20 protein-coding genes are annotated in these 25,281 nt (G+C 63.7%); 16 read left to right on the top strand and 4 right to left on the bottom strand.

Annotated features, from left to right (window positions below; genetic code table 11):
• Nucleotides 1–30 precede the first annotated feature (30 nt).
• Nucleotides 31–1,623: a GMC family oxidoreductase gene (locus tag IP93_RS10040; RefSeq protein ID WP_144815543.1), complete on the top strand. Its 1,593-nt coding sequence runs from the start codon at nucleotides 31–33 to the stop codon at nucleotides 1,621–1,623.
• 345 nt (nucleotides 1,624–1,968) lie between these two features.
• On the top strand, nucleotides 1,969–3,225 hold the full coding sequence (gene chrA, locus IP93_RS10035) for a chromate efflux transporter (RefSeq protein ID WP_144815222.1): 1,257 nt from the start codon (nucleotides 1,969–1,971) through the stop codon (nucleotides 3,223–3,225).
• 31 nt (nucleotides 3,226–3,256) lie between these two features.
• Here the strand turns inward: chrA and IP93_RS10030 are convergent, their stop codons facing one another.
• Entirely contained in the window at nucleotides 3,257–3,487 is a 231-nt protein-coding gene (locus tag IP93_RS10030; protein WP_144815220.1) for a hypothetical protein, read from the bottom strand.
• A 339-nt stretch (nucleotides 3,488–3,826) separates the two neighbouring features.
• Between IP93_RS10030 and IP93_RS10025 the strand changes: the two genes are divergently transcribed.
• The 12 genes from IP93_RS10025 (at nucleotide 3,827) to IP93_RS09970 (ending at nucleotide 17,266) form a co-directional block, all read left to right on the top strand.
• Nucleotides 3,827–4,969, top strand: coding sequence for a TolC family protein (locus IP93_RS10025; RefSeq protein WP_484456014.1), 1,143 nt, complete (start codon nucleotides 3,827–3,829; stop codon nucleotides 4,967–4,969).
• Nucleotides 4,966–6,204 carry an efflux RND transporter periplasmic adaptor subunit gene (locus IP93_RS10020; RefSeq protein WP_144815215.1) on the top strand — a complete coding sequence of 413 codons (1,239 nt, stop codon included), beginning with the start codon at nucleotides 4,966–4,968 and terminating at the stop codon, nucleotides 6,202–6,204. The genes IP93_RS10025 and IP93_RS10020 overlap by 4 nt, the downstream gene beginning before the upstream one ends.
• Nucleotides 6,205–6,214: 10 nt before the next feature.
• Nucleotides 6,215–9,424: an efflux RND transporter permease subunit gene (locus IP93_RS10015; RefSeq protein ID WP_144815212.1), complete on the top strand. Its 3,210-nt coding sequence runs from the start codon at nucleotides 6,215–6,217 to the stop codon at nucleotides 9,422–9,424.
• Between the two features lie 98 nt (nucleotides 9,425–9,522).
• Entirely contained in the window at nucleotides 9,523–10,188 is a 666-nt protein-coding gene (locus IP93_RS10010) for a HupE/UreJ family protein (protein WP_484456015.1), read from the top strand.
• 18 nt (nucleotides 10,189–10,206) lie between these two features.
• Nucleotides 10,207–10,866 carry a transmembrane anchor protein gene (locus IP93_RS10005; protein WP_144815208.1) on the top strand — a complete coding sequence of 220 codons (660 nt, stop codon included), beginning with the start codon at nucleotides 10,207–10,209 and terminating at the stop codon, nucleotides 10,864–10,866.
• A 77-nt stretch (nucleotides 10,867–10,943) separates the two neighbouring features.
• The gene (locus IP93_RS10000; RefSeq protein ID WP_144815205.1) at nucleotides 10,944–11,186 is read left to right on the top strand and encodes a hypothetical protein; all 243 of its coding nucleotides are present in this window, start codon (nucleotides 10,944–10,946) and stop codon (nucleotides 11,184–11,186) included.
• 61 nt (nucleotides 11,187–11,247) lie between these two features.
• A complete protein-coding gene (locus tag IP93_RS09995) occupies nucleotides 11,248–12,585 on the top strand; it encodes an MFS transporter (RefSeq protein ID WP_144815202.1) in 1,338 nt (445 codons plus the stop codon).
• A 97-nt stretch (nucleotides 12,586–12,682) separates the two neighbouring features.
• A complete protein-coding gene (locus IP93_RS09990) occupies nucleotides 12,683–13,327 on the top strand; it encodes a hypothetical protein (protein ID WP_144815200.1) in 645 nt (214 codons plus the stop codon).
• Nucleotides 13,328–13,588: 261 nt separating this feature from the next.
• Nucleotides 13,589–14,194, top strand: a complete 606-nt coding sequence (locus IP93_RS09985) for a hypothetical protein (RefSeq protein ID WP_144815198.1) — start codon at nucleotides 13,589–13,591, stop codon at nucleotides 14,192–14,194.
• Nucleotides 14,184–15,509, top strand: coding sequence for a 7-cyano-7-deazaguanine synthase (locus tag IP93_RS09980; RefSeq protein ID WP_144815194.1), 1,326 nt, complete (start codon nucleotides 14,184–14,186; stop codon nucleotides 15,507–15,509). The genes IP93_RS09985 and IP93_RS09980 overlap by 11 nt, the downstream gene beginning before the upstream one ends.
• Nucleotides 15,510–15,542: 33 nt before the next feature.
• Nucleotides 15,543–16,733, top strand: a complete 1,191-nt coding sequence (locus tag IP93_RS09975; protein ID WP_144815191.1) for an XRE family transcriptional regulator — start codon at nucleotides 15,543–15,545, stop codon at nucleotides 16,731–16,733.
• Nucleotides 16,730–17,266, top strand: coding sequence for a hypothetical protein (locus IP93_RS09970; protein ID WP_144815188.1), 537 nt, complete (start codon nucleotides 16,730–16,732; stop codon nucleotides 17,264–17,266). The genes IP93_RS09975 and IP93_RS09970 overlap by 4 nt, the downstream gene beginning before the upstream one ends.
• Before the next feature lie 16 nt (nucleotides 17,267–17,282).
• Here IP93_RS09970 and mobF read toward each other — a convergent pair whose 3' ends face one another.
• Genes mobF through IP93_RS09955 form a run of 3 tightly spaced genes read right to left on the bottom strand, consistent with a single transcriptional unit; the run spans nucleotide 17,283 to nucleotide 22,144 of the window.
• Nucleotides 17,283–19,973 carry a MobF family relaxase gene (gene mobF, locus IP93_RS09965; protein WP_144815185.1) on the bottom strand — a complete coding sequence of 897 codons (2,691 nt, stop codon included), beginning with the start codon at nucleotides 19,971–19,973 and terminating at the stop codon, nucleotides 17,283–17,285.
• 3 nt (nucleotides 19,974–19,976) lie between these two features.
• Nucleotides 19,977–21,740 carry a type IV secretion system DNA-binding domain-containing protein gene (locus tag IP93_RS09960; RefSeq protein ID WP_144815182.1) on the bottom strand — a complete coding sequence of 588 codons (1,764 nt, stop codon included), beginning with the start codon at nucleotides 21,738–21,740 and terminating at the stop codon, nucleotides 19,977–19,979.
• Nucleotides 21,737–22,144 (bottom strand): hypothetical protein, encoded by a 408-nt coding sequence (locus IP93_RS09955; RefSeq protein WP_144815180.1) that lies wholly within the window; start codon nucleotides 22,142–22,144, stop codon nucleotides 21,737–21,739. Before IP93_RS09955 ends, IP93_RS09960 begins: the two co-directional genes overlap by 4 nt.
• Before the next feature lie 293 nt (nucleotides 22,145–22,437).
• On the opposite strand from IP93_RS09955, the gene IP93_RS09950 reads away from it, so the two are divergent.
• Complete coding sequence (locus IP93_RS09950; protein WP_144815178.1) at nucleotides 22,438–23,505, top strand: hypothetical protein; 1,068 nt, start codon at nucleotides 22,438–22,440, stop codon at nucleotides 23,503–23,505.
• 376 nt (nucleotides 23,506–23,881) lie between these two features.
• Nucleotides 23,882–25,219 (top strand): ISL3 family transposase, encoded by a 1,338-nt coding sequence (locus IP93_RS09945; protein WP_062351793.1) that lies wholly within the window; start codon nucleotides 23,882–23,884, stop codon nucleotides 25,217–25,219.
• The last annotated feature ends 62 nt before the right edge of the window (nucleotides 25,220–25,281 follow it).

The following is a 25,281-nucleotide window of genomic DNA, read 5'->3' as shown; positions in this document are numbered from 1 at the left end:
CCTCGTGTGAAGACGCCTGCGGACCTGCGTGTGTACGACTACATCATCATTGGCGCCGGCTCGGCCGGCTGCGTGCTTGCCAACCGCTTGAGCGAGGACCCGCAGGTGAAGGTCCTGCTGCTGGAAGCGGGCCCCCGCGACTGGCATCCCTTCATCCACATGCCGGCGGGTTTGGCCAAGCTGGTGGGCAAGAAGGGCGTCAACTGGGACTACGACACCGCAGCGGTGCCTGCGCTGGACAACCGGACCCTGTGGTGGCCCCGCGGCAAGGTCCTGGGCGGATCCAGCTCGATCAACGCCATGTGCTACATCCGCGGCTTGCCGCTCGACTATGACGAGTGGGCCGCCGCGGGCGCCACTGGCTGGGACTGGGCGTCGGTTCTGCCCTACTTCCGCCGGTCGGAACACAACGAACGCGGCGCCGACGCGCTGCATGGCGGCGACGGGCCATTGCATGTGTCCGACCTGCGCTACGCCAACCCGCTGTCGCGCGCCTTCATCGAGGCCGGGGGCCAGGCGGGGCATCCGCTCAACCGTGACTTCAACGGTCCGCGGCAGGAGGGCTTCGGGCTCTACCAGGTGACGCAGAAGGATGGCGCTCGTTGCTCCAGCGCGGTGGCCTACCTGCATCCGGTACGCACGCGGCAGAACCTGCGCGTGGTGACTGGCGCACTGGTCAACCGCATCACCTTCGACCCCGGCAGCGGGGCGCCGCGCGCGAATGGCGTGACCTACACCGCGCACGGCAAGGCGTTCCACCAGGCAGCCGGCCGTGAAGTACTGCTGTCAGGTGGCGCGATCAACTCACCGCAATTGCTCATGCTCTCGGGTATTGGTCCCGCTGGCGAACTGCGCCGCCATGGCATCGACGTGCGCGTGGACGTACCCGACGTGGGCGGCAACCTGCAGGACCATCTGGACGTCTGCACGCTGCGCCACGCCACCCAGCGCATCACCTATGACCGACTCAGCGACCTGAAGGTCGCCTTCGACTACTACCTGCGCGGCCACAGCGGTCCGGGCAGCAGCAACATCGCCGAGGCGGGTGCCTTCATCCGGTCGCGGCATGCGCCCGACGAGCGCCCGGACATCCAGATGCACTTCGTGCCGGCGATGCTGGACGACCATGGCCGCCATCGGCTGCAGGGCGATGGCTACACGGTGCATGCGTGCTTCCTGCGACCGCGCAGCCGTGGCCGCTTGACTTTGGCCAGCGGCTGGGCCGGAGACAAGCCACGCATCGATCCCAACTACCTTGGCGATGCCGACGGCTTCGACCTGAAGATGATGGTGGAATGCGCACGCGTGTCGCGTGACGTGTTGGCCCAGTCGGCGTTCGATGCCTATCGCGGCGCGCCCATCTTCCCTGCACGGGACGACCTGGACGATGCGGGGCTGGAGGCCTTCATCAGGGCGAAGGCCGAGAGCGTCTACCACCCGGTGGGCACATGCCGGATGGGCAGCGATGCCAGGTCGGTGGTGGATCCGCGGTTGCGCGTGCGTGGCGTGGACGGGTTGCGCGTGGTGGACGCCTCGGTGATGCCAACACTGGTCGGTGGCAATACCAATGCGCCCACCATCATGATCGCGGAGCGCGCTGCGGACCTCATCAAAGCAGGTTGAATCTGCATTATCCTGCCATTTCTTCGCTTTTTCTGTAGCTGACAGATAGGCACCGGCCACCTTTTCAACCCCGGCAAAACCCCAAGAAACGCACACCTGTCTTCCAATAATCTTCCAACGCATCTTCCAATCAGTCGAAGTCGCTTGGCCTCCTGTCTGTGAGACCAGGTCGACTCGGGCAAGCCCGAACGAATGCACCGCAGGGCGAAATACCGTGAAGCAGGCAGCGATTGCGTCCGATCACGCCCGTGCCGTGCTGGGATACCAAACCAGATCAGTCTCTTGTCGGATCACCGACTATGCGCAGACTGGTAGCATCCGCTTGCCTCATGCGGATTGGCCGCGATGCAGCCTTCGCCTTCCAAGAACGAAAGCGCCTCTGTTGAGACGGTAAGCGGGGTTCCATATCTGCCGCTCACTGGCTTGTTCTTGCGCTTCCTACGCTTCGGCGCCCTGGCATGGGGTGGCCCGGTCGCCCAGATCGGAATGATCCGCCACGAGTTGGTCGAGCAGGAACACTGGATCAGTAAAGAACAGTTCAACCGGGTGTTGGCCGTGTACCAAGTACTACCAGGCCCGGAAGCACACGAACTGTGCGTGTATTTTGGATATCGGTCGCGCGGACGGCTCGGTGGTCTGCTGGCCGGTCTGGGCTTCATGCTGCCCGGCTTCTTCCTGATGTTCGCGTTGTCCTGGCTGTATGTCCGGCACGGTCTGCAGCTGGAAGGATGGACTTCGGTGTTCAACACCGTGCAGGCGGCGGTAGCAGCCCTGATCGTCCGCGCCATTGTCCGTATCGGCGGTCATGTGCTGGAAGACCGATGGCTGTGGATGGTCGCTGCGGTGGCAATGCTGGCGCAACTCGCCAACGTGCATTTCGCCATCGTCCTGGCCGCGGGTGGGCTGGTCTATCTGTGCGCGCGCGAGCACCGCAAGGCGCTTGCCGGATGGCTTCTGAGCGCCGCAGTGGCGCTTGTGCTGGTGAAGGTGTGGAACGAAGACGCCCTGACGGGCCTGCATGCGTTAGCGAGCCGCGAGGATGAAAGTTCGGCATTGGTCGCGGGCACCGTGGGGGCTCCTGCGTTGTTCTGGTCCGGGTTGAAAGCCGGGTTGCTGACCTTCGGTGGGGCCTACACGGTGATCCCGTTCCTGCAGCGTGATGCCGTCAGTCAAGGGGCTTGGATGAGCAATGGCCAGTTCCTGGATGGCTTGGCGCTGTCCGGTCTGCTGCCCGCACCGCTGGTGATCTTCGCCACCTTCGTTGGCTATGTCGGTGGTGGGCCATGGGGTGCGGTCGCGGTGACCGCTGGGGTATTCCTGCCTGCGTTTGCTTTCACGTTACTCGGGCATGACGCCATGGAACGCTGGGTGCACCGTCCCCGCGTAACCGAGTTCCTCGCAGGGGTGACGGCCGCGGTGGTGGGCCTGATCTCAGGTACCACACTTGCGTTGTTGCTTGGCAGCATCCGGAGCATGCATGGAGTGCTAATCTTCGCAGTCGTTCTGGGACTGTTGTTCTGGTCCAAGGCGCGCTGGCTCGTTCCGGCAGTGATTCTCGGCGCAGCGTTGTTCGGCTGGGCGATACGCGCCCTGGGCGGTTAGCCGTTGGCGCGGCAGCCGCCATGCCTGTAGGCTAATAAGTACCATGCACCGCATTCGCCGCCACCGCAGCCTTCTGCGCATCGCCTTGTTGGCGCTGGTGGCGTTGGGCGTACTGATGCAGCCGGTGCTGCGTTCCGTGGGCGATCTCCATGACCTGGAGCACACCATGGCCCTGCAGTCCGATCATGGGCATTCGCATCATGACGGACACGAAGCGCCCCCGGGAGAGGACGAAGCGCCCGGCAACCCACAGGGTCTGCATGGCTTGCTGCACCAATACGGTACCGTCGGCTCCATGGCATTGCTGGAACCGGCGTCGCTGCTAGCCTCGGCCCCAGTGACGGGTGAGCCGCCTGATCGCACTCATGTGCCCGGACCACCTGCTTCCCGCCTGACGTCGCCCTTCCGACCTCCGATCGCCTGACAACGCCCGCAGCCGCATGGCTGCGACATGCCTTGCGTTGTCTTTCGATCCTTTCGGAGGTTTACCGTGAACTTGCGTTGTCTGCTGGTTCTGGCCGTAGCCGGAGCCTGCGGCGCTGTCCCCTTGTCGGGGAGCGCCGCCGAACCCTTGCGCCTGCAAGACGCCATTGCTCGTGCGATGGCAGGAAATCCCACTCTGGTCGCCGAACAGGCACAACTGCAGGCCATCCAGGCCAGGGCGCAGCGTGAAGCCTTGCCCACGCCCTATACGGTGGGCGCTGATCTGGAAAACGTGGTCGGTACAGGTGCCCTCAGCGGCCTCAAATCAGCCGAGACCACCCTGCGCATAGGGCGCGTGCTGGAACTGGGGGGCAAGCGCCAGGCACGCGAATCCCTCGGCGCTGCGGAGATCGACCAGCAGCAGAACCAGGCCGAGTCCGCCAGGATCGCGTTGGCCAGCCGCACCGCCGAACGCTTCATCGAAGTCATTGCCGACCAACACCGACTCGCTTTCGCCCAGGATCGGGTGAAACAGGCCGAACGCACGCGTCGCGAAGTCGCCACCTGGGTCAAGGCAGCGCGCAATCCGGAGTCCGACCTGCGCGCCGCCGAGATCGCCGTGGCCGAGGCCGAGCTGGAACGCGAGCATGCCGAGCACGAGCTGCTGAGTGCGCGGATGACACTCGCTTCGAGTTGGGGATCGCTCGACCCCGACTTCGGGGAAGCACTCGGTAACTTCGATGCCCTGCCGGCTGTGGAGCCGTTCGAGTCGCTGGCCAGCAAGCTGCCGATGACGCCAGAACAGCGGGCGAGCCTGTTCGAGGCACGCACAATCGAGGCGCGTCGCCGAGTCGCCGAAGCCGCGGCCAAGCCGGACATCACCGTCAATCTTGGCGTGCGTCGGCTGGACGCGCTGGACGATCAGGGCCTGGTCCTGTCGGTGTCGATGCCGCTGGGCAATCGCAAACGCTCGGCCTACTCGGTGGCCGAAGCGGACGCCCAACTTGCCGCGTTGAATGCGCGCCGGGATGCGCAGCGCTACGAGCGCCATCAGGAACTGTTCGAACGCTACCAGGAACTCGGGCACGCACGGCTGGAAGCCGACAGCCTGCGCAAGTCGATGATCCCGAAGGCCGAACAAGCGGTGGCCTTCACCCGCCGCGGTTTCGAGGCCGGGAACTTCTCCTTCCTCGCTCTGACGCAGGCCCAACGCACCCTGTTCGAGCTGCGCGAGCGCAGCACCGAGGCCCTCGCCCGTTACCACACCCTGCTGGTTGAGGTTGAACGCCTCACCGCCGTTGCCCAGGACGCCACGCCATGATCCGTATCGCAACTGTCACGTTGTTCCTCGCACTGCTGGCCGCCTGCGGCCGTGGCGAGAACGCCCCATCACCCGCATCCGAAGGCGAGGCCGCCGCACCCGCAACCGGCGAATACGAACGCGGTCCGCACCGCGGGCGCATGCTGCGCGATGGCGACTTCGCGCTTGAAGTGACCATCTTCGAGACGAACGTGCCCCCGCAGTACCGCCTCTACGCCTACCAGCACGACAAGCCGCTACCCGCTGCCAGCGTGCAGGCCACGATCCAGCTCAAGCGCCTGGACGGTGAGGTCAATGACTTCACCTTCAAGCCGGAGAACGATTACCTCACCGGCAACGGCGAGGTCACCGAACCGCATTCGTTCGATGTGGAGGTGAAGGCAGAGCATGCCGGCAAGCCGCATCGCTGGGCGTTCGCCTCGTACGAAGGCCGCACCACGATCCCGGCAGCGGCCGCGACCGAAGCAGGCGTCAAGGTCGAGCCTGCGGGGCCGGCTGTTGTCCGCGACACGATCCGGCTGATGGGCACGGTGGCACTCGATGAGAACCGTCATGCGGAGGTCAAGGCGCGCTTTCCCGGCATCGTTCGCTCGGTGCATGTCCAGCAAGGTCAGCGCGTGCGCCGCGGCCAGACCCTGGTGGTAGTGGAAGGCAACGACAGCATGCGCAGTTATCCGGTGACTGCCCCCTTCGACGGCGTAATCCTGGCGCGCAACACCAATGTCGGCGACGTGGCCGGCAGCAACACGCTGGTGGAACTGGCCAACCTGTCCGAGGTCTGGGTGGAACTGCGCGCGATCGGCGCGGATGCCGAGAAGCTCGCGGTCGGCCAGGAGGTCGACATCAACTCGGCCACCGGTGACAGCAAGACCAATGGGAAGATCCAGACCTTGCTGCCGTTGGCGTCAGGCCAGAGCGTGGTGGCCCGCGCCACCATCGACAACGCCGAAGGCCGCTGGCGCCCGGGTATGACCGTGTCGGCTGAGGTCATCGTCGGTGCGCGCGACGTGCCGTTGGCGGTGAAGGAATCCGGCCTGCAGCGTTTCCGCGACTTCACCGTCGTCTTCGCCCAGGTCGGCGAGACCTACGAGGTGCGGATGCTGGAACTGGGCGAGCGCGACGGCGTGTACGCCGAAGTGCTGGGCGGGCTCAAGCCGGGGACACGCTACGTCGCCGAGCAGAGCTTCCTGATCAAGGCCGACGTCGACAAGTCCGGCGCCAGCCACGACCACTGAGGAGACCGCCATGCTTGAACGCATCATTCGCGCGGCGATCGCACATCGCTGGCTGGTCCTGCTGCTGGTCCTGGGAGTCTCCGCGCTCGGGTTCTGGAGCTATGGCCGCCTGCCAATCGACGCGGTGCCCGACATCACCAACGTCCAGGTGCAGGTCAACACCGAAGCGCCCGGTTACTCGCCACTGGAAGCCGAGCAGCGGGTGACCTTCCCGGTCGAAACCGCCCTAGCCGGCATGGCCCGGTTGCAGTACACGCGATCGATCTCGCGCTACGGCCTGTCGCAGGTGACCGTCGTGTTCGAGGACGGCACCGACATCTACTTTGCCCGGCAACAGGTGGCCGAACGCCTGCAGGCGGCCAGCTCGCAATTGCCAGAAGGCATCGAGCCCACGCTCGGGCCGGTGGCAACGGGTCTTGGCGAGATCTTCATGTACACCGTCGAGGCTGAGGAAGGCGCGACGAAGGACGACGGCCAGCCATGGACACCCACCGACCTGCGCACGTTGCAGGACTGGGTCATCCGCCCGCAGCTGCGCAACCTCAAGGGCGTCACCGAGGTCAACACGATCGGTGGCAATGTCCAGCAGTACCACGTCACGCCGGATCCGGCGAAGCTCATCGCCTACAACCTGACGCTGAACGACCTGTTGCGCGCCATCGAACGCAACAACGCCAGCACCGGCGCCGGCTACATCGAACGCGGCGGCGAGCAGAACCTGATCCGCATTCCCGGCCAGGTCGGCGACGAGGAAGGGCTGCGCGGGATCACCGTGGCGATGCGCGATGGTTTGCCGTTGCGCATCAGCGATGTAGCCGAAGTCCACATCGGCTCCGAACTGCGCACCGGCGCGGCCACCAAGGATGGGCACGAAGTCGTGCTCGGCACTGTGTTCATGCTGATCGGCGAGAACAGCCGCGAGGTGGCGGTCCGCGCCGCCGACCGGCTGAAGGAGATCGACGCCACCTTGCCCGAAGGCGTGAGCGCTCGCTCGATCTACGACCGCACGCGGCTGGTCGATCGCAGCATCGCCACGGTCCAGAAGAACCTGCTGGAAGGCGCGCTGCTGGTCATCGCCGTGCTGTTCCTGCTGTTGGGCAACATCCGCGCCGCCCTGATCACCGCCGCGGTGATCCCGGTGGCAATGCTGATGACGATTACCGGCATGGTGCAGAACCGGGTCTCGGCCAACCTGATGAGCCTGGGCGCGCTCGACTTCGGCCTGATCGTCGATGGCGCGGTGATCATCGTGGAGAACTGCCTGCGCCGCTTCGGTGAACGCCAGCACACACTCGGGCGCCTGCTGACCCGTGAGGAGCGCTTCGATCTGGCAGCCACCGCCAGCGCGGAGGTGATCAAGCCCAGCCTGTTCGGCCTGTTCATCATCGCGGCGGTGTACCTGCCGATCTTCGCTTTGAGCGGGATCGAGGGCAAAACCTTCCACCCGATGGCCATCACGGTGGTCATGGCGCTGACCGCGGCCATGGTGTTGTCGCTCACCTTCGTGCCGGCGGCGGTAGCCCAGTTCGTCTCGGGCAAGGTGGAGGAGAAGGAGACCCGCGTAATGCGGGCGATGAACAGGATCTACGCACCCTTGCTGCAGAAGGCGCTTGCGATGCGGGCCCTGGTCGTGGCCTGCGCGGCTGTTCTGGTTGTGCTTTGTGGGTTGCTAGCCACGCGCCTGGGCACCGAGTTCATCCCTAACCTGGATGAAGGCGATATCGCCTTGCATGCGCTGCGCATTCCGGGCACCAGCCTGACCCAGGCCATCGGGATGCAGGAGCAGCTCGAATCGCGGATCAAGCAGTTCCCGGAAGTCGACAAGGTGGTCGGCAAGCTCGGCACCGCCGAGGTCGCCACTGACCCGATGCCGCCCTCGGTGGCCGACACCTTCGTGCTGCTCAAAGATCGCAAGGACTGGCCGGATCCGCGCAAACCGAAGGAGGTCTTTGTCGCCGAGCTTGAGCAGGCCGTACGCGCGATCCCCGGCAACAACTACGAGTTCACCCAGCCGGTGCAGATGCGCATGAACGAGCTGATCGCCGGCGTCCGCGCGGAGGTGGCGATCAAGGTATTCGGCGACGATCTGGAAGAACTCGCTGGCATCGGCGATCAAATCGAGGCGGTGGCCAAGACGATCCCCGGCAACGCCGACGTCAAGCTTGAACAGGTGACCGGTTTGCCGCTGATGGTGATCACCCCGGATCGCGCGGCCTTGGCGCGTTACGGCCTTGCGGTCGCCGATATCCAGGAGACCGTGGCCGCTGCCATGGGCGGTGCGAACGCCGGGCAGCTGTTTGATGGCGACCGGCGCTTCGACATCGTGGTACGGCTGCCGGAAGCCGAACGCCAGGATCCTAAGGCCCTGGCCGCCTTGCCCATCGCGCTGCCAGCAGGCAGTGGCGGCGTGGACGAGGCATCGGTCGCACATATCCCGGGCGTCGTACCCCTGAGCGCGGTGGCGAAGATCGAGGTCGAGCTGGGCCCGAACCAGGTCAGCCGCGAGAACGGCAAGCGGCGCGTGGTGATCACCGCCAACGTACGCGGCCGCGACCTGGGTTCGTTTGTGGAGGAACTGCGCGCGAAGGTCGCCGACGAGATCGAGTTGCCGTCCGGCACCTGGGTCGAGTACGGCGGCACGTTCGAGCAGCTGATCTCGGCCAGCCAGCGATTGAGCGTCGTGGTGCCCGTGGTGCTGGTCATGATCTTCGGCCTGCTGTTCATGGCGTTCGGCTCGGGCAAGGACGCGGCCATCGTGTTCAGTGGCGTCCCGCTGGCACTGACCGGCGGTGTGTTGGCGCTGTGGCTGCGCGGCATCCCGTTCTCGATCTCGGCCGGCGTCGGCTTCATCGCGTTGTCGGGTGTGGCTGTGCTCAACGGCCTGGTGATGATCACCTTCATCCGCCGCCTCCGCGAGCAGGGCGATCCGCTTCACGAGGCGGTGATCGATGGGGCCTTGACGCGTCTGCGGCCAGTGCTGATGACGGCGCTGGTGGCCAGCCTGGGCTTCGTGCCGATGGCGCTCAACGTCGGCACCGGTGCCGAGGTGCAGCGCCCGCTGGCCACCGTGGTGATCGGCGGGATCATCTCGTCGACCTTGCTGACCCTGCTGGTGTTGCCGGCGCTCTACCGCCTCATCCATCGCAAGGATGTCGATGCGCCGGACAGCGCACGCACGTCACCTGACGGAGCCAATCCGCTTCAGGCGCCCGGCCAATGACTTCCATCACGACAAGGCTCCCTCGCATGCAACATCGTCTCCGACTATCGGCGCCCGGATCCCGGGCGCCCTGGCTGCACCACCGATACACATTTTTCATTGCGGTGGCGGTCTTGCTTCTCGCACTTGCCGGCGACGCCTTTGCCCACGCCGTGGCCGAAGGCGACAAGGGCTACATCCAGGAGATCTCCGGCGTCCACCTGATCCCCTTCATGTACCTCGGTGCCAAGCACATGGCCACCGGCTACGACCACATCCTGTTCCTGCTGGGCGTGATCTTCTTCCTGTACCGGATGAAGGACATCGCGTTGTACGTCACGCTGTTCGCGATCGGGCATTCGACCACCATGCTGCTCGGCGTCTACTTCAACATCGGCATCAACAGCTACCTGATCGACGCCATCATCGGGTTGTCGGTGGTGTACAAGGCGCTCGACAACATCGGCGCGTTCCAACGATGGTTCGGCTTCCAACCCGATACCAAGGTCGCCACATTGGTCTTCGGTCTGTTCCACGGCTTTGGCCTGTCGAGCAAGATCCTCGACTACAGCATCTCGCCAGATGGGCTAGTCCCGAACTTGCTGGCGTTCAACGCGGGTGTCGAGATCGGACAACTGCTCGCACTGGGTGCCGTGCTGATCGCCATGAGCTACTGGCGCCGGACGCCGAGTTTCTGGCGCCATGCCTATACCGCCAACGTCGCCATGATGTGCGCCGGATTTGTGCTGATCGGCATGCAGCTCACCGGCTATTTCGTTTCCTGATCTCTGGAGCATTCACCCATGTACAACACACCACTCCCCAATGCTACCGACCTGCCTTCGGCACGAAAGCTGCTGCGCTCGACCCTGATTGCCCTGGCAGTCGCCATTGTCCTGCTCATCACCGTCGTGCTCCCGGCCGAATATGCCATCGATCCCACCGGTATCGGCCGGATGCTGGGCCTCACCGAGATGGGCGAAATCAAGACACAGCTGGCCGAGGAAGCCGCGGCGGATGCCGCTCTCGACGCGGCCGCTGCCGGTGAAACCTCCGTGCCTGCCATCGGTGCGGTGCCAGCATCAGCACCGGTCACCGCCGCGGCAACGGCTACGACTTCCACACCAGCCAACGCCAAGCCTGCGCAAGACTGGCAGGATGAGATGCAGGTCGTGCTGCAACCCGGGGAGGGCGCCGAGATCAAACTGGCGATGACGGCCGGGCAGCGCGCCCAGTTCAGCTGGACGGTTCAAGGCGGCGTGGTGAACTTCGATACCCATGGCGATGGCGGCGGACAATCCATCAGCTACGAGAAGGGCCGCAGCGTCGCCGCCGATGACGGCGAGGTCGAAGCCGCCTTCGACGGCAACCACGGCTGGTTCTGGCGCAACCGTGGCGATGCCCCCGTGACCGTTGTTGTCCGCGTGCGCGGGCAGTATTCCGGCATCAAGCGCCTTGTTTGATCCACCGGGCGCCCCGGCGCCCTTCATATCATTTCTCGCGGTCCTGTCTGCCGCGATTCATCATGAGGATCTGCGTCATGAATATTCGCACCTTCGCACTGGGTCTGTGCCTCGCCGTGTTGCCCTTGTCGGCGTTCGCCCACAAGGGCGGCCATAGTGACGATGACAAGCCCTTGGCCAAGACCTGTGAGCAACTCGCCAACTCGCAGCGCTACGCTATCGATCCTGCCTACCCGGAGATCAAGGCCCTCAAGGCCAAGTGCGACGCCAAGAAGAAGACCTCGCCCAAGCCCGAAGAGGCACCCGTCAAGCAGCCCTGACCGAGCGAGCGCGCTGTGGCATCACGCCGCAGCGCTGCTCATCCGCTCACCGGACACCGCCATGATCGAGATCCTGCGCTACCCCAGTTTCCGCTCGCTCTTCCTTGCCCAGGTCATCGCCCTGGTGGGGACGGGCCTCGCCACCGTTGCGTTAGCGTTGCTGGCTTACGATCTGGCCGGTGACCAGGCAGGTGCCGTGCTCGGCACGGCGTTGGCGATCAAGATGACGGTGTACGTGCTGCTGTCGCCCGTGGCAGCGGCGCTCATTCCTCGCACACGTCGAAAGGTCGTGCTGATCGCTCTGGACCTGGTGCGTGCCGGCGTGGCGCTGTGCCTGCCGTTCGTCACCGAGATCTGGCAGGTCTACCTGCTTATCGCTCTCCTGCAATCAGCGTCCGCCTGCTTCACGCCGCTGTTCCAGTCGCTGATCCCCGAAATCCTACCTGAGGAGCGCGACTACACGCGCGCCCTGTCGCTCTCGCGCCTGGCCTACGACCTGGAAAGCCTGCTCAGTCCATTGCTCGCCGCCGCGCTGTTGACGGTGATCAACTTCCACGGTTTGTTCGCCGGCACCTCGCTGGGCTTTGTGCTCTCCGCGTTGCTGGTGCTTGGAACCCGCTTTCCGGCCGTAGTCGATGCGCGTACCGGCGGAAGCCCGTACGCAAGGGCGATCCGCGGCATGCGCATCTACCTGCAAACTCCACGGCTGCGCGGCTTACTTGCGCTCAACCTGGTCGCAGCAGCAGGGGGCGCCATGGTGTTCGTCAATACGGTCGTGATCGTACGAACGGTGCTGGGTGGCGGGGATCGAGAAGTGGCCTGGGCACTGGCGGCGTTCGGCGGTGGCTCGATGTTCGTCGCGCTGTTGCTACCGAAACTGCTGGACCGCGTACCGGATCGCAGGGTGATGCTCACGGCGGCAATCGCGATGGTGATCAGCCTGAGCGCCACTGCTGTCCTGTGGTTGGGGTCAGGAGACCGGATCGGCTGGCCGGTATTGATCCCCGCATGGCTCCTGCTCGGCATGGCCTACGCCGGTCTGGTAACACCAGGTGGCCGGCTCTTGCGCAGGTCAGCTGTTTCCGATGACCTGCCGTTCCTGTTCGCCGCCCAGTTCTCTCTTTCGCATGTGTGCTGGCTACTGGCATATCCGTTGGCGGGATGGGTCGGCGCAAAGATGGGCCTGGGAACAGCCCTAGTGGCGCTCGCGTTGCTGTCCATGCTTGGGTGTGCGACAGCCGTTCTGACTTGGCCAAAGCAAGATCCAAGCTCTGTGCCGCATCGCCACGAAGATTTGCCACCCGATCATCCGCATCTGGCGGAGCATGCTAAGGCGGACAATGGCGAGCATGAGCACCCCTACATGATCGATGAAATCCATGAGCGTTGGCCACGCTGATCTGTTTTGGGAAGCCACCCCTTCAAACCGCTCAAAACCACCCGAAACAGGCGCGCCTGCTATGGCATGATCCGGTGACACCGGCTCATCACTGCCTATGGACCACCGCACAGACAAGCAGGCCGCGCTGGACGACACCGGCGCCTGGATCCTCAAGAAGCTCGAAAAGCGGTTCGGGGAAGAGCGCCTGGGGTTGAACACGCAGGAAATCGGCCAGGTGCTGGACTCGGTGATGGGTCCCGCCTACGACGACAAAGGCACCCCAACACCCCAGCGCCAGGATCCGGCCGAAGCGGCTCGCCGCCTGATTGCCCAGGGCGTCATTCACAACGGTCGCCACGGCAAGATCGAAGTCGGCAAAGGTGGCCGCTTGTCCGTCCCCCTACCTGCGCTGGCGGCCAGCCTAGCCTCGATGATGATTGACTCCGAGGGAGAGGAAGCCGACTGGGTCATGGGCGAGCACGATGCACCCGTACCCAAGCCACCCGTCATCACGCAGACCCGCGGTCCTCGTTCGCTCGGCTTCATGATCGCAGGCCTCGATACCCCAGTTGCGGAAGGCGAGCGCGTCTTCCGTTGGGCGCCGCCACCGGCCCCATCCTTCGATCCCACCCCGGAAGAGGACGCGCTTCTGGCCGGCGTGCTGGAGTCGCTGGAAGAGATCGCCGAACAGCACTTCGAGGCGCGCGCCCAGTTGCGGCGTGAAGCATTGCAAGCATCCCTTGCCGGTCATCGCCCATAGCGACATCGCAGGATCGAGTGCTTGACGGCACCGGATCGCGCCCGATGATGAAGTTGCGGCCGCGTTCTCCCCTTCGCGATCGCATGGGCTTCTATGCTGCCCGCGCCTTCGGTTCGCCGAAGGCGTCTTAGCACCCCGCTAATGCCGTTTAGAGAATGAATCTCGCAACAACATGAGATTTTACATTTTTACCTAATATCACTTTCGATATTTGACATTATCGCCAAAAGGGCTGTAGCCTACCCATGAGGAGGCTTGACCATGGCTGAGAACGAGACCCTGGATTTCGGGCACAAGAGTCGATGGCGCAGGAGTCGAAACCTCCTTCGCGATCCTGCTAGCACGCTCGACCAGTTCATCCGCACTGCCGCTGATGACTGCCAAGAGGCGATCCGCCTCCTGCCGGCAGTTCTGCGGAAAGGCACGGCGCTGCTCGCTCTCGTCCGCGCGCTGGAGGCGGGATCCACCGTCGCGATTCAGGAGGCCGTGGCTACCTTCAAGGAGAAGCGCCTGGCCAACATCGTTCTTGCCGCGCTTCGATGCACCCCATCCGGCGACAAGACGGAGCTGGCTCGAAGTGCCGCCGAAAGCATCATCGAAACCCTGATCGATCAGATCGCGGCAAGGTCGAAGCGCGAAAAACGCTTCATCTCTAACCTCGAACAGACCGAGCTCCGCAATGCCCTAGGGAAGGAGTTTTCGCCGCACCTAACCTTGCTGAGCGAAACCATTGAAGCCTCCCTGCGGGGGAACCCGGTTCGCCTCGTGAGGAAGGCCTTCCCTTCACAACGAATGGCACCGCGGGACGTCGCGCGGATGTCGCTGGTTGTTCCCGCCAATCCTCAGGAGCGTCCAAGTGTCCGCTGATCCCACTACCATCCGGGTGCGATACGACGCTGGGCACGTCATGCTCTCTGGCGCTGTAGAACAAGAGCTTGTGATCACCGCACAGACCATGCTCAATCAGCTTCTGGAAACGGCAAGCCAGCGATCCACCGATTCAATCGCCATTGCGACCGGGGCCTACGCCATTGATCGAGTGATCAAGCGCACTTCTGACATCAACAACGAGTGCGGCATCAGGACCTTCCGCGTCGTGTTCGAAGTGGCGGACGCAGCATTCTGGTCAGCGCCAGATATCACCGAGATGCTGACCGACATCCTTTGGCACCTCACCGGAGACACTTGGCTCGTCTCGTTCTCACAGCGAGATATGCTCTATCAGACGTCGTCAGTGCAGCGACTTCTAGGACTGAAAGATCCTCGTCCTACTCGCGCTGCGTTGTATAGCGGCGGACTGGACTCGGCAGCTGGGCTGGCCAATCAGGTGATTAGCACCGATGAGACCTACATACTGCTCACGGTCGGGCATCACCCATCAATCCGTTCAAGCAGTCTCCATCAGGTAGCCACTCTTCGAAACCTGCTTCACCCCAAGCCACTCCATCACGCGTCCTTCATAGTCAAGTTCAACGGTGGTGTCGCGGGGAAAATGAAGGCCCAGGAAACGTCGCAACGCGTCCGAGGCCTTTTGTTCTACACGACCGCTGCGGTTCTTGCAGAGGCATGCGGGATTGAGGAGATCGAAGTCTTTGAGAACGGCGTTGGCGCGATCAACCTGCCTCTAACTGAAGGCGGCATGGTTGATGGCCTTTCCACGCGCGGCGCCCACCCCGGCGTTCTCGCCAAGATTGGACAACTGCTGAGCAAAACCCTCGACAAGCCGATCCGTTTCTCACTTCCATTCCTTCATTCCACCAAGGCCGAGATGCTACGAACGCTCGCAGACCGTGCCCATCTGCCTGACTGGCTGAAGCTATCTCGGTCCTGCATCCATTCGTCGTTGCGCATTTCAGGCAAACGGCACTGTGGGCAGTGTGCCGCCTGCATTGAACGCCGACAGGCGTTTCGCGCCGCCGGCATTACGGAGGACATCCGTGATTACGACTTTGACCTGTTTGGTGGCGCCACGCCGAAGGAACCTGGATACCTACTGACCTATCTCGAGAATGCGCGCTGGTGGATCACCGAACACCCCAGGGTTCGAAGCAGGCTGGAGCGCCATCGCATTCTTTCCGACATGACCCAGCTTCCACTCGCATCCATAGAATCCCTCCTCATGAGGCACGCCAAAGAGTCTCTGGACACGTACGGAGATCTTGATCTCCGCGATGCCGCATAGCGGATCTTCAACCGAAAGCCATCCGCCAATCTTATGAACGCCCTTATCCAACGCCTCATTTCAGCCAGAAAAGCCGCAGGCATCTCGCAGGCTGTAGCTGCAGAGCGGCTGAGTATCAGCCGTCCCACCTTCATTGCCATTGAGAAAGGAACGCGCGACGTAAAGCCGGAAGAGCTGATGACGCTCGCGAAGCTGTACAACACCTCTCTCAATCGCTTGATGCGCCAGAACGCACCACCTACGCAAGTTGCGCCTCATCTACGCGCGGTTGTCGAACGCGAAGGCGAAGATGCAGGCCTGGACTGTGCCATCGCGAAGCTGACGGAGTTTGTTGACGACTACATGTTCCTATTGGACAAGGTCCAGGGGCATGCCATGCCGACGCCACCACCTCAGCCCGCCCGCTCCCCACTCCCCGTCGAGCGCTTCGCCGAACGGCAAGCGATCGAGCAGCGGCATCGGCTCGGGTTTGGCGACCGCGAACCTATTGGCTCACTAAGGAAGACGCTGGATGAAATCGGCGTGCATGTCTTCATTGACGGGCTCGACTCGAAACTCGCAGGCCTCTATGCCTACATAGAGAACTTCGGCTACTGCATTCTCGTCAACCGCCGCCACCCCCAAGCCAGGCGCCGCTGGACCATTGCCCACGAGTACGGTCATTTCCTATTCGACCGGGACCGCCGCGGCGTGGACTATGCGGAACCCATGCAGAGGAAGCCGGAGAATGAGCGCTTTGCCGATGCCTTTGCCATGCACTTCCTCATGCCGAGCGAAGGCGTGCAGCGTCGCTTTCACGACACCTATCAACAGAAGGGAGATGTCAGCGTTGGCGACGTACTAAGGATCGCCGACTACTACGGCGTTTCGCTCATGGCCATGGTCCTGAGACTGGAGTCGCTCGGACTGATACGGCGCAACAGCTGGGATGCGATCAAGGCTTCCGGTGCCAAGGTTCGCGACATCAGAGCCGAGTCCGGTATCGAGGAAATCGGTGACCAGGACTCAGTGGAGATATTCCCGGACCGCTATCTTATGCTGGCAATCGAGGCATGGTCATCCGAAAAGATTACGACCAGCCAGTTCGCAAAGCTGATGCGGAAATCCATTGTTGAGGCAAGGGAGTTCGCCTACACGCGATCCCAACAGGAAGATGACAATCAATCGATCATCGAGTTTAGCCTCGGCGACTCGCTACTCCATCGGGAGCAGCCGACCGCATGACGCGCTACTGTCTGGATGCCTGCTCCATCATCAACTTGTTCTGTGGGTGGGGTGGCATCCAGGAACTTCACTCTTTCGGAACCTACTGGTCTACTACGACAACCGCCCTCGGCGAGTTCAAAGACGTCAGGGTTCAGCAGACGGACGGCACGATTGTGCGCGTGCCTCTCAGCCATGGGCTGCTCCTCGGACAATACCCTCTGACTGTCCACACTGAGTTCCATCCGCTGGAAGTAGCGACCGCGACGAACCTTAGTGCACTGATCGATGATGGTGAGGCAGAGTGTTTGGCGATTGCCAAACACCGTGAGCTGATCTTCGTCTCCGACGACGGTCCCGCGATACTCGCAGCCGAAGGACTTGGGGTGAGGACCGCATCCTCCCTCGATCTGATCATTGCTTGGTCGGAACTTGACGCTTCCCGCCCCGCACGCCTGACCGAAATCATCGAAAGGATCGAGGTTTTGGCACGGTATGTGCCTCCTCGCAGTCATCCCCGCAAGGAGTGGTGGGACAGGCTTCGTTGCCGTTGATAAGCCAGCTTCGCCCTTATCGACAGAAGCCGATGTCGAAGTCCGGTTGCACCAGTGGGCTGCCCTGCTGAATAGCATTCTGCTTCGTTCGATCCAGCCCCAGCTTCATCCTCGCCACCTCCAGATCCTGCTCCGCGCCATATAGCCGGTAGTGGTGTGTCATGCGAGTGAACGCCACCAGCATGGTCTGGTTGTCGGTCTGCTGCGGGTTCACGTAGTGGAACACCGCCGGCTGGCCCTGCCCCTGGCTCTTGTGGATGGTGTCGGCATATCCCTGATTGAAGTGGTTGAACGCCTGGGTACGGACGACAACGCTAAATGCCTCGCGGTCGCCACGCGCCTGGATGCGCAAGCGCAGATCGTGGCCACCGTCGTTGGCACGGATGGCGACGACTTCGGTCAGGTCGCCGTTGGTCAGTCCCAGGTCCGGTGCGTTCTCGGTGATCCGGATCCGGTCGCCCCGAGCCAGCGTCAGTTGCAACGCCCGCCCGCCCTGGCGACCCATGACCTGGAACTCTTCACCTTCGAGCATGCCCCGGTCGCGCAGCCCTGAACGCAGACGCTGCGCGATGGCCTGCCCGTCCTCGTGTGTGTGGACCAGCACCAACCGGCGGTCGATGCCGTACTCGCTGTCGAACCAGTCCAGAGCCAGCGCGTCCATCGCCTGTTGGCGGGTGTCCCAAGCGTCGATCTTGTTGCTAGCTTCCAGCTGTTGCCAGATCTGCTGGCTCTTGGCTTGCGTCTGTGCACTCGACTTCGCGTCGGCGTCATGGCTCAGTACGACCCGCCCGGTGACATCGCGATCATAGAACAGCATGGCCAGGTCCCGGTCTTCGACACGATGCTGCCGCCGAACTTCGGTCAGTTCGGCCTGACCCAGCCGCTGCGCCAACAGTGCCATTCCGGAGCCTGCGCCGATGGGTTGAAGTTGTTTCAAGTCGCCGGAACAAAGCAATCGACCACCTGCCGCATCGACGCAGCGCATCAACTGGCGCACCTGTTCGGTGTGAACCATGCCGGCCTCGTCGAGCACTACCACGCAGCGGTCGTCTAGCACGATGCGCCCCAGCTCAATCCGCTTCAACAGCATGGCCAACGATAGCGATGCAATCCCACTCTCGGCCTCGAGCTTCTGTGCTGCGCGTGTCGAAACACACGCACCCAACAGTCGTTGGCCATTGGCCTCGAAGGCGCGCTTGTAGAGATCGGCCACCGTGGTCTTGCCGGCACCGGCGACGCCTGCCAGCACGGCGTGACCGCCGCTCTCGCAGCACACGTGGAGAACCGCAGCACGTTGTTCACCGCTGAGCACGAACCCCTTCTCGGCCTGGTAGTCGGCGATGACGGCATCAACTACTTCCACAGGCACGCGCTGTGCCTGCTCATCGCGTCGCGCGTCGGCCCTCTGCTGGACTTCCTGCTCCCAGTCCACCATCCAACGTGCCGACCAGCGCGAGCGTGTATGCCGACGCGGCAGTTTCACGCCACGGTCGGCTACCGCAATCGGTGGCGGCGCAATCTCACACATGACGGCTTTCAGGCGGGCGATGTCGGCGGCCAGTTGTTCCGGCCCGACACCCGCACGGGCCTGCGACACAGCCACCAGCAGGTCTTTGTCCTCGACGATGGCCTCGTGTTCGTGCAACCGGCGCAGGATGTCGTCGTCGCTGCGCGGTGGCGCGTTCGTATCAGCCAGCGCCTTCAACGCCTCCACCTCCACCAGCTGGTCCATCTGCGCCAGCAGTCCCTGCCAGTGCGCGAACATCTCCGCTGGGGAGGGTTCGTCCTTGTGCTTGCGGGTCGTTCGCCAGGCATCGTGATGGTTCATGCCCTCGTCCATCGCCGCACGGATCTCCGCGTCGCGCGAGGAGAAGTGCCGGATCGTGGCCTCTTCGATCCCGGCCACCTCCCAAGTCCGCACGCCGGTGTCCTGTCCATCCAGATCCCGGACGACGTTCTGCGCCAGGCCGTAGCCCAGTTCGCGCAGCCCCTGGGCCAGGTGCGCCTTGTAGAGGGCATCGGCCGCGTGCTGATGCGCGAACAGTTCAATGGGATCGAAGGTAGCCCACTGACCATCGGCACCCAGTCCGACGCCATAGATCAGGTTGTGAGTGTGCAGTTGGGGGTCTGTGTTTCTGTTGGCCAAGTGGTCGCAAGCAGTGATGACCAGCCCATGTACCGGCAGCACTTCGCGCCCGCCCTTGCAGCGCCGTGTCTCCACCAGGCCCTCGACAAAGGCCAGGGTCGCGTCCACCGCGCGACGATGCGCGGCCACGATCCGGCCGCGCTCCTCCACTTCGGCCAGTGCCATCAGCACGGACACGCTCTTGGGTGCCGAACAGGTCAGGTCGAACCCGACCCGATGGCCGCCGCGCCATTGTTCGACCGGTTGGCCATCGGCGCCGATCACTGGCTGGCCATGGCGATCCCGCTTGATTGTGCGTTGGGCCTGCGCGCCCGCATTGCGGCACAACGCGGTACCGTCGGGCGCGAATCCGCGCGCCAGTTGCTGCATCTGCTCACGGGTCGGCTCCCCATCGAGCCCCAGCGCCTGCGCCCCCTTGCCACGCCAGCGCATCGTCAGTTCCGCCGTGCCCGCCTCGCCCAGGTAGTAAGTCGTCAGCCGTTCGGTGTCGAGCAGGTAGTCGAGCACGGCGTCGCCGCGTGCGTTGTTGCCCTGGGCGGTGAGTGCCTGGACGGTGATCATCCGTCAGGCCTCGAACGGCATATCCAGCTGCCGCCGGATCCGGTCCAGCTCCTGCGGATCCAGTGCGCGCCCCTCTTCACCTGCGGCACCGGTCGCGTTGTTGCGTGGTGCCAGCATCGGGCCACGCTCGTTCATCCACTGCGCCTGGATCTGTCCGGGACGCCGCACCTTCATCGGCTGGCCCGGGAACGCAAGCAACAGAAGGTCGTCCTGTTGCTGCACGATGGCACGGATCGCATAGCCCGGCGGAGCTTTCGTCTTCACCGGCCCCAGCTCACTGGTCAGCTGGTGCGGATACACCACCGGCGCGCCATCGGTGTGGACGACCGCGCCTTCCTTGTAGTTCATCGAGGCCAGCTTGTGGGTGCCCATCAACTTGGCCAACTGCTCGCGGGTCTCGCCCATGCCGACCCGACAGATGATCTGGGTGCCGACCATCGAGGTCAGTGCCTTCACCTGGTTGTCGCCGTAGAGGTCGCGCAACTGGGCGAGGTCCTGGACGCAGGCCACGACGACCACGCCCTTGCTGCGCCCCTTGTCCACCAGCGGTGCGAACTGGATCTTGCCGATGGACGACAGCTCGTCGAACACGAAGCCGATGAAGCGGCCGCGCTCGTCATCGGGCAGCCCCGGCGAAATGATCTCCGGCACCGCAGCATTCACCAGCGCGGAGATATACGCCGCGGTCAGCGTGGCATCGGGTCCACCCTGGACAATGATCTGGCGTGGCCCCGCGTAGTCGTCGCGCACCCAGTCGGTGATGGCGAACCAGCGCTTGCCGATCTGCGGCCAGGCGCGCGCGAGGTCATCGACCACGCGCGTGTACGAACCCAAGGTGGCGAGGATGTTGAAGCTGGTCTGGCTCTGCGGGTTGGACAGCAAGCCGAAGGCCTTGCGGTAGTTCACCTCCAGGATCGGCACCAGCTGCTCGGCCTGCAGCGTCAGCCGCTGGGCGAGGTCGGGCCAGGTCCAGGCCTCGGGCTTCTCGTTCTGCAAGGAGATCAGCGCGCCGGTCAGCACCTGGCGCGCAGCCAGCGTCCAGAACTTGCCCGAGCCGGTGTCCTCCGGGATCAGGCTGTCGGCGAACACCGCAGCCTGGGTCGGCGTGCGCACATCGCGTGCCACATGCCACACCCGCGAACGTGCATCGAACGGCGACACGATGCTCATGTTCGGAAAGTAGGACCCAAGATCGCCCTTGATGTCGTACACGAACACCTTGTCGCGGCGCTTGTAGATCTGCCGCAACAGACCGAGCAACAGCTGGGTCTTGCCCGAGCCGACCCCGCCATACATCAGCAGGTGCCGCGACAGTTGCGCCTTGGACAGCACCAGGTCCGGATGCAGCGCCAGGTGCCCGGGATCCGCCGCGCGCTCGCGCACCGGCAGCGAACGGCGCCGCGCCTCGCGGATCGCCGCTTTGCCTTCGAGCAACTGCGGACCGGACACCACCCAGACGTTCTTGCGCGGGATCAGGCCCAGCCAGGCGAGCCCGCCACCCAGTCCCACGCCCAGCAGCACCGACACGGCCAGCCCGCACCAGTCGTGCAGCCATTGCGGATTGTCGATGCGCGAGAAGAACGCCGGATCCAAGGCAAGGACGCGCCACAGGTCGGCCCAGCCCAGCAGCCCCACGGTCAGCGGCACGAACCCGACCAGGAAGCCGAGTGCGCCATAGGCGGCACCCTGGTCCCAGCGCCGTACCGGAATGTCCGGCGCAATGTGCGGCCCGGGTTGGCCCCAGCTGTCGTAGATGGCCGGCTTCATCGCCCACCACCCGCGCGTTCGCCCACCGCCTGGACGGCATGGGCGACCGCAATCTGGATGGCCTTGGCCTGACGTTCGAGCAACCCGGTCTGGAACGTCTGCGCGACCTGTGCCTGCTGCTCGATGAACTCGCGCACCTGCTTGCGCATGACGCGGTTCTCTTCGGTGTTCTGGTTGGCATGGCTGCGCAGGTCGTAGCGCATATCCTCGCGCATCGCTTCCAGTGCTTCGACGAACGGCGCCAGCTGGTCCCGCACACCATCGGCCTTGTCGATGACTTTCTCGATGGCCTGCGCCATGAACTCCGACAGCGACAGTCCCGAGCGCAGCGCGGCCGTCACGATCCGCGCCTTGCGGGTTGGCTCGATGTAGATGAAAAGTCGCTCGCTGCGCTTGCGGGTCATGCCAGCACGTTATGGCGCAGCCACTTCACGTCAATCGCGCCACGACGGCGCTGCGTACTCCTTCGTATTCCTGGGAATGGTGAGGTTTCAGGTGGCTGTCGCGCCGCTGCCACGCCGTTGCCGCAAACGGTTGCCAGTGCTGGCGTTCGCGCTCGCCACAACGCATTCGCGCCGTCGTCCGGTCATTACCCTGGTGCGTGGTGTCCATGGTTCGCTTGGCCTTCACGGCGCTTCGGGGTGCTCGTCCATCCGGTCGCCCTGGCCAAGTCAGCTCGCGTCCCTAGGCTGGTGCCATGCCACCGCCCGCCACCGACCTGTCCACCTTCGTTGCCGCCATCGCCGCGCGGGACCGTCTGCGCCATGTTGCGCTGCCCATGTTTGTGCGGCGGCGCCTGCACGCCCACCCGGGCCAGGCCTGTCCGTTGTGCGCGGCTCCCTATGACCTCGCCCAATCACGTGGCGCACGGCTCCCGGTCGTGGCCACGCTCATCCATCCGGCCCTCGGGGGTCCCACCACGCCCGACAATGCTTTCCTCTGCTGCCGTCGCTGCCAGCAGCTACGCGCGGCAGCGGACCTGGTGGCCTCGGTCGCCATACCGGACCCACTGCGCGCCCAGCGCACCGCCGTCCTGCTGGCCAGCCACAACCATCTGCTGCCGTTGTCGCCTCATACACACCCGACCGATTTCGCGCAGGCGCTCGCGCGTCGCCACCACCATCCCCGTTCGCGCGTGTTCGCCGCGCAGGGTGAGGACGGCCGTTGTCTCATCGGCGTGTCCTCCCGCTTTGGCGACACGCAGTCCACGGGGCTGGCCCGCCTGCTGGCGCGGTTGGCCGGCGCCATCGTCCACCAGGATCACCGGCTTACCATCCATCACGTCGAGGACAAGGCCTTTCGCACGCTGGTCTGGCAGCTGATCGACGCCAATACCCTGGTGGTGGCGCTCGCCCACCTGGCGCAGCCCCGCGACTTTCTGGACTGCTGGTGGATCACGTCGGCGTCGCCGTCGGCATTGCGCCTGCGCCAGGTCGGCATCACCGTGCCAGACCCCGCCAGATCCCAGTCGGCAACGACGCCCCACCGGCTTACCGCAGGCGCCCGCGAACGATTGCAAGCAGAGCATCGTGTCGTTCGCCGCCAGGCGAACATACTGCGGCAAGCGATCAACGATCAACACAAGACGCACTGGCTCGATGGATTGGAAGGCAACACCCAGGACGAACAGCGCCTGCTGGATGGATTGCTCACCGCCGAAACCCAAGCGGCGGAGCTGCACCGTCAACTCAAGGCATCACGGGATGCGCTGGATCCTCGTCGAACGGCTCGCCCCCTGAAGCGCCATCGACCTTGGTCTCCTTGAACCACCACTGGCACACGCCGCCACGGAACCGCCGACCGGTAATGGGATGGTGGGTCAGTTCCATCGGCTCGACCCGCCACCCGTGAACCCGGTGCGAACGCACGTCCCGACTCCCGTCGTGACTGCGCCAGCGAACCGCCCCGGGGAGTGTGTAAACCTGGCTCATTGCAACCTCCTGCGTTAGTGAATGGTCAGGTTCCCATCCCCCGGCAGGGGCGTGTAGGGCAGTTTTTTTGGGTATCCGGAATCTGGTGTGGGTTTCAGGGTTTATGGCTGTTGTAGCTCTCATTTCAAAAGACGGATTCTAGTGTTGGAACCGAGAACGAGCATGCTAAGCTAGAAACCGGATTTCAGTGTGGGCTCGCCCAGGTGTTGAGTGACCGATTTTCTGCAGTTGCGTAGCCTCAATACACTTGAAGTCGTAGGCGATGACGAGCGCTATGTCGTCAAGGCTGAAGGCGTTGCGCCAGTGGCAACCTGCCCGCTGTGCAAGGTCGGACGTTTGCACGGTCACGGCTCACAAGAGCAGTCGTTTCAGGATACGCCGACGCACGGCAAGCCGGTCGTGGTGTTCATCCAGCGCAGGCGATATCGCTGCATCTCGTGCAATAAGACGCTCTTCGAGCCTGTCGCCGATCTCGACAGCAAGCGTCAAGCCACGGCCCGCCTGGTGCGTTATATCCGTAAAGAGAGCTTCACCAAGACCTTCGCGGCGCTGGCGCGCGAAGTGGACTTGGACGAGAAGACGGTCCGCCACGTCTTTGACGACTTCATCGAGGAGTTCGAGGCCAAGGTCCGGTTCCGGACGCCCCGCATCCTGGGGATCGACGAGCTCAAGATCATCGGCCAGTACCGGGCGATGATCACCAACATCGAACGCAAGACGGTATTCGACCTCCGGCCGAGCCGGGCCAAGGCCGACCTGTTGCCCTATTTCCGCAACCTGCGGGACAAGGACACCATCGAGTGGGTGGCGATGGACATGTACCACGTTTACAAGCAGGTGGTGCGTGCCACGCTGCCGCAGGCGCGGATTGTGGTCGATCGTTTCCATATCCAGCGGATGGCCAATGACGCGCTGGAGAAGCTGCGCAAGCGCATTCGCAAGGATCTGCCGGCTCGGCAGCGCCTCAAGCTCAAGGATGAGCGCTTCCTGTTGCTCAAGCGGCAGCACGATCTGAAGGGCGCAGACATGACACGGGCCCTGGAATGGTTCCGCCAGTTTCCCCAGCTCGGGGAGGCGCACGCCCTCAAGGAAGGCTTCTTGTCGATCTGGGATCACAAGAGCCGTCCGGAGGCTGAAGCGGCATGCGCGACGTGGTTAGGCAACATTCCACCGGAGCTGGCGGCCACGTTCAAGGATCTGACCACCGCCGTGCACAACTGGCACGACGAAATCTTCTCTTACTTCGAACAACCCATTACCAATGCCTATACTGAATCCGTCAACCGACTGGCCAAAGACATGAACCGCATGGGCAGGGGCTACAGCTTCGAGGTGATTCGGGCGCGGATGCTCTACAACGAGAAGGCGCGCAAGGACGGGGCCGTAGTCGAGACCGTAGATGTCGATGATGACCAGGTATCAACGAACTTCGAGTTCCAGCGAATGACGATGGCATCGATCCGCAAGAAGCAGGTCAGACGCGTGGTCGAATATGGACCTTACATTCCGACGTTGGTGCGGCTGCTCGAAGAGGGGTATTTCGAGTAAACCTTGACCCATCGCACAAGCCCCGAAGCTTCAACCTGGGTGTTTGGCTCAACGGATGAAGC

This window comes from Aerolutibacter ruishenii (genome assembly GCF_007830115.1).
GTDB classification, from domain to species: Bacteria; Pseudomonadota; Gammaproteobacteria; order Xanthomonadales; family Xanthomonadaceae; genus Aerolutibacter; species Aerolutibacter ruishenii.
The sequence above is the reverse complement of the archived record's forward strand: the minus strand, read 5'-3'. Positions and strand labels throughout refer to the sequence as shown.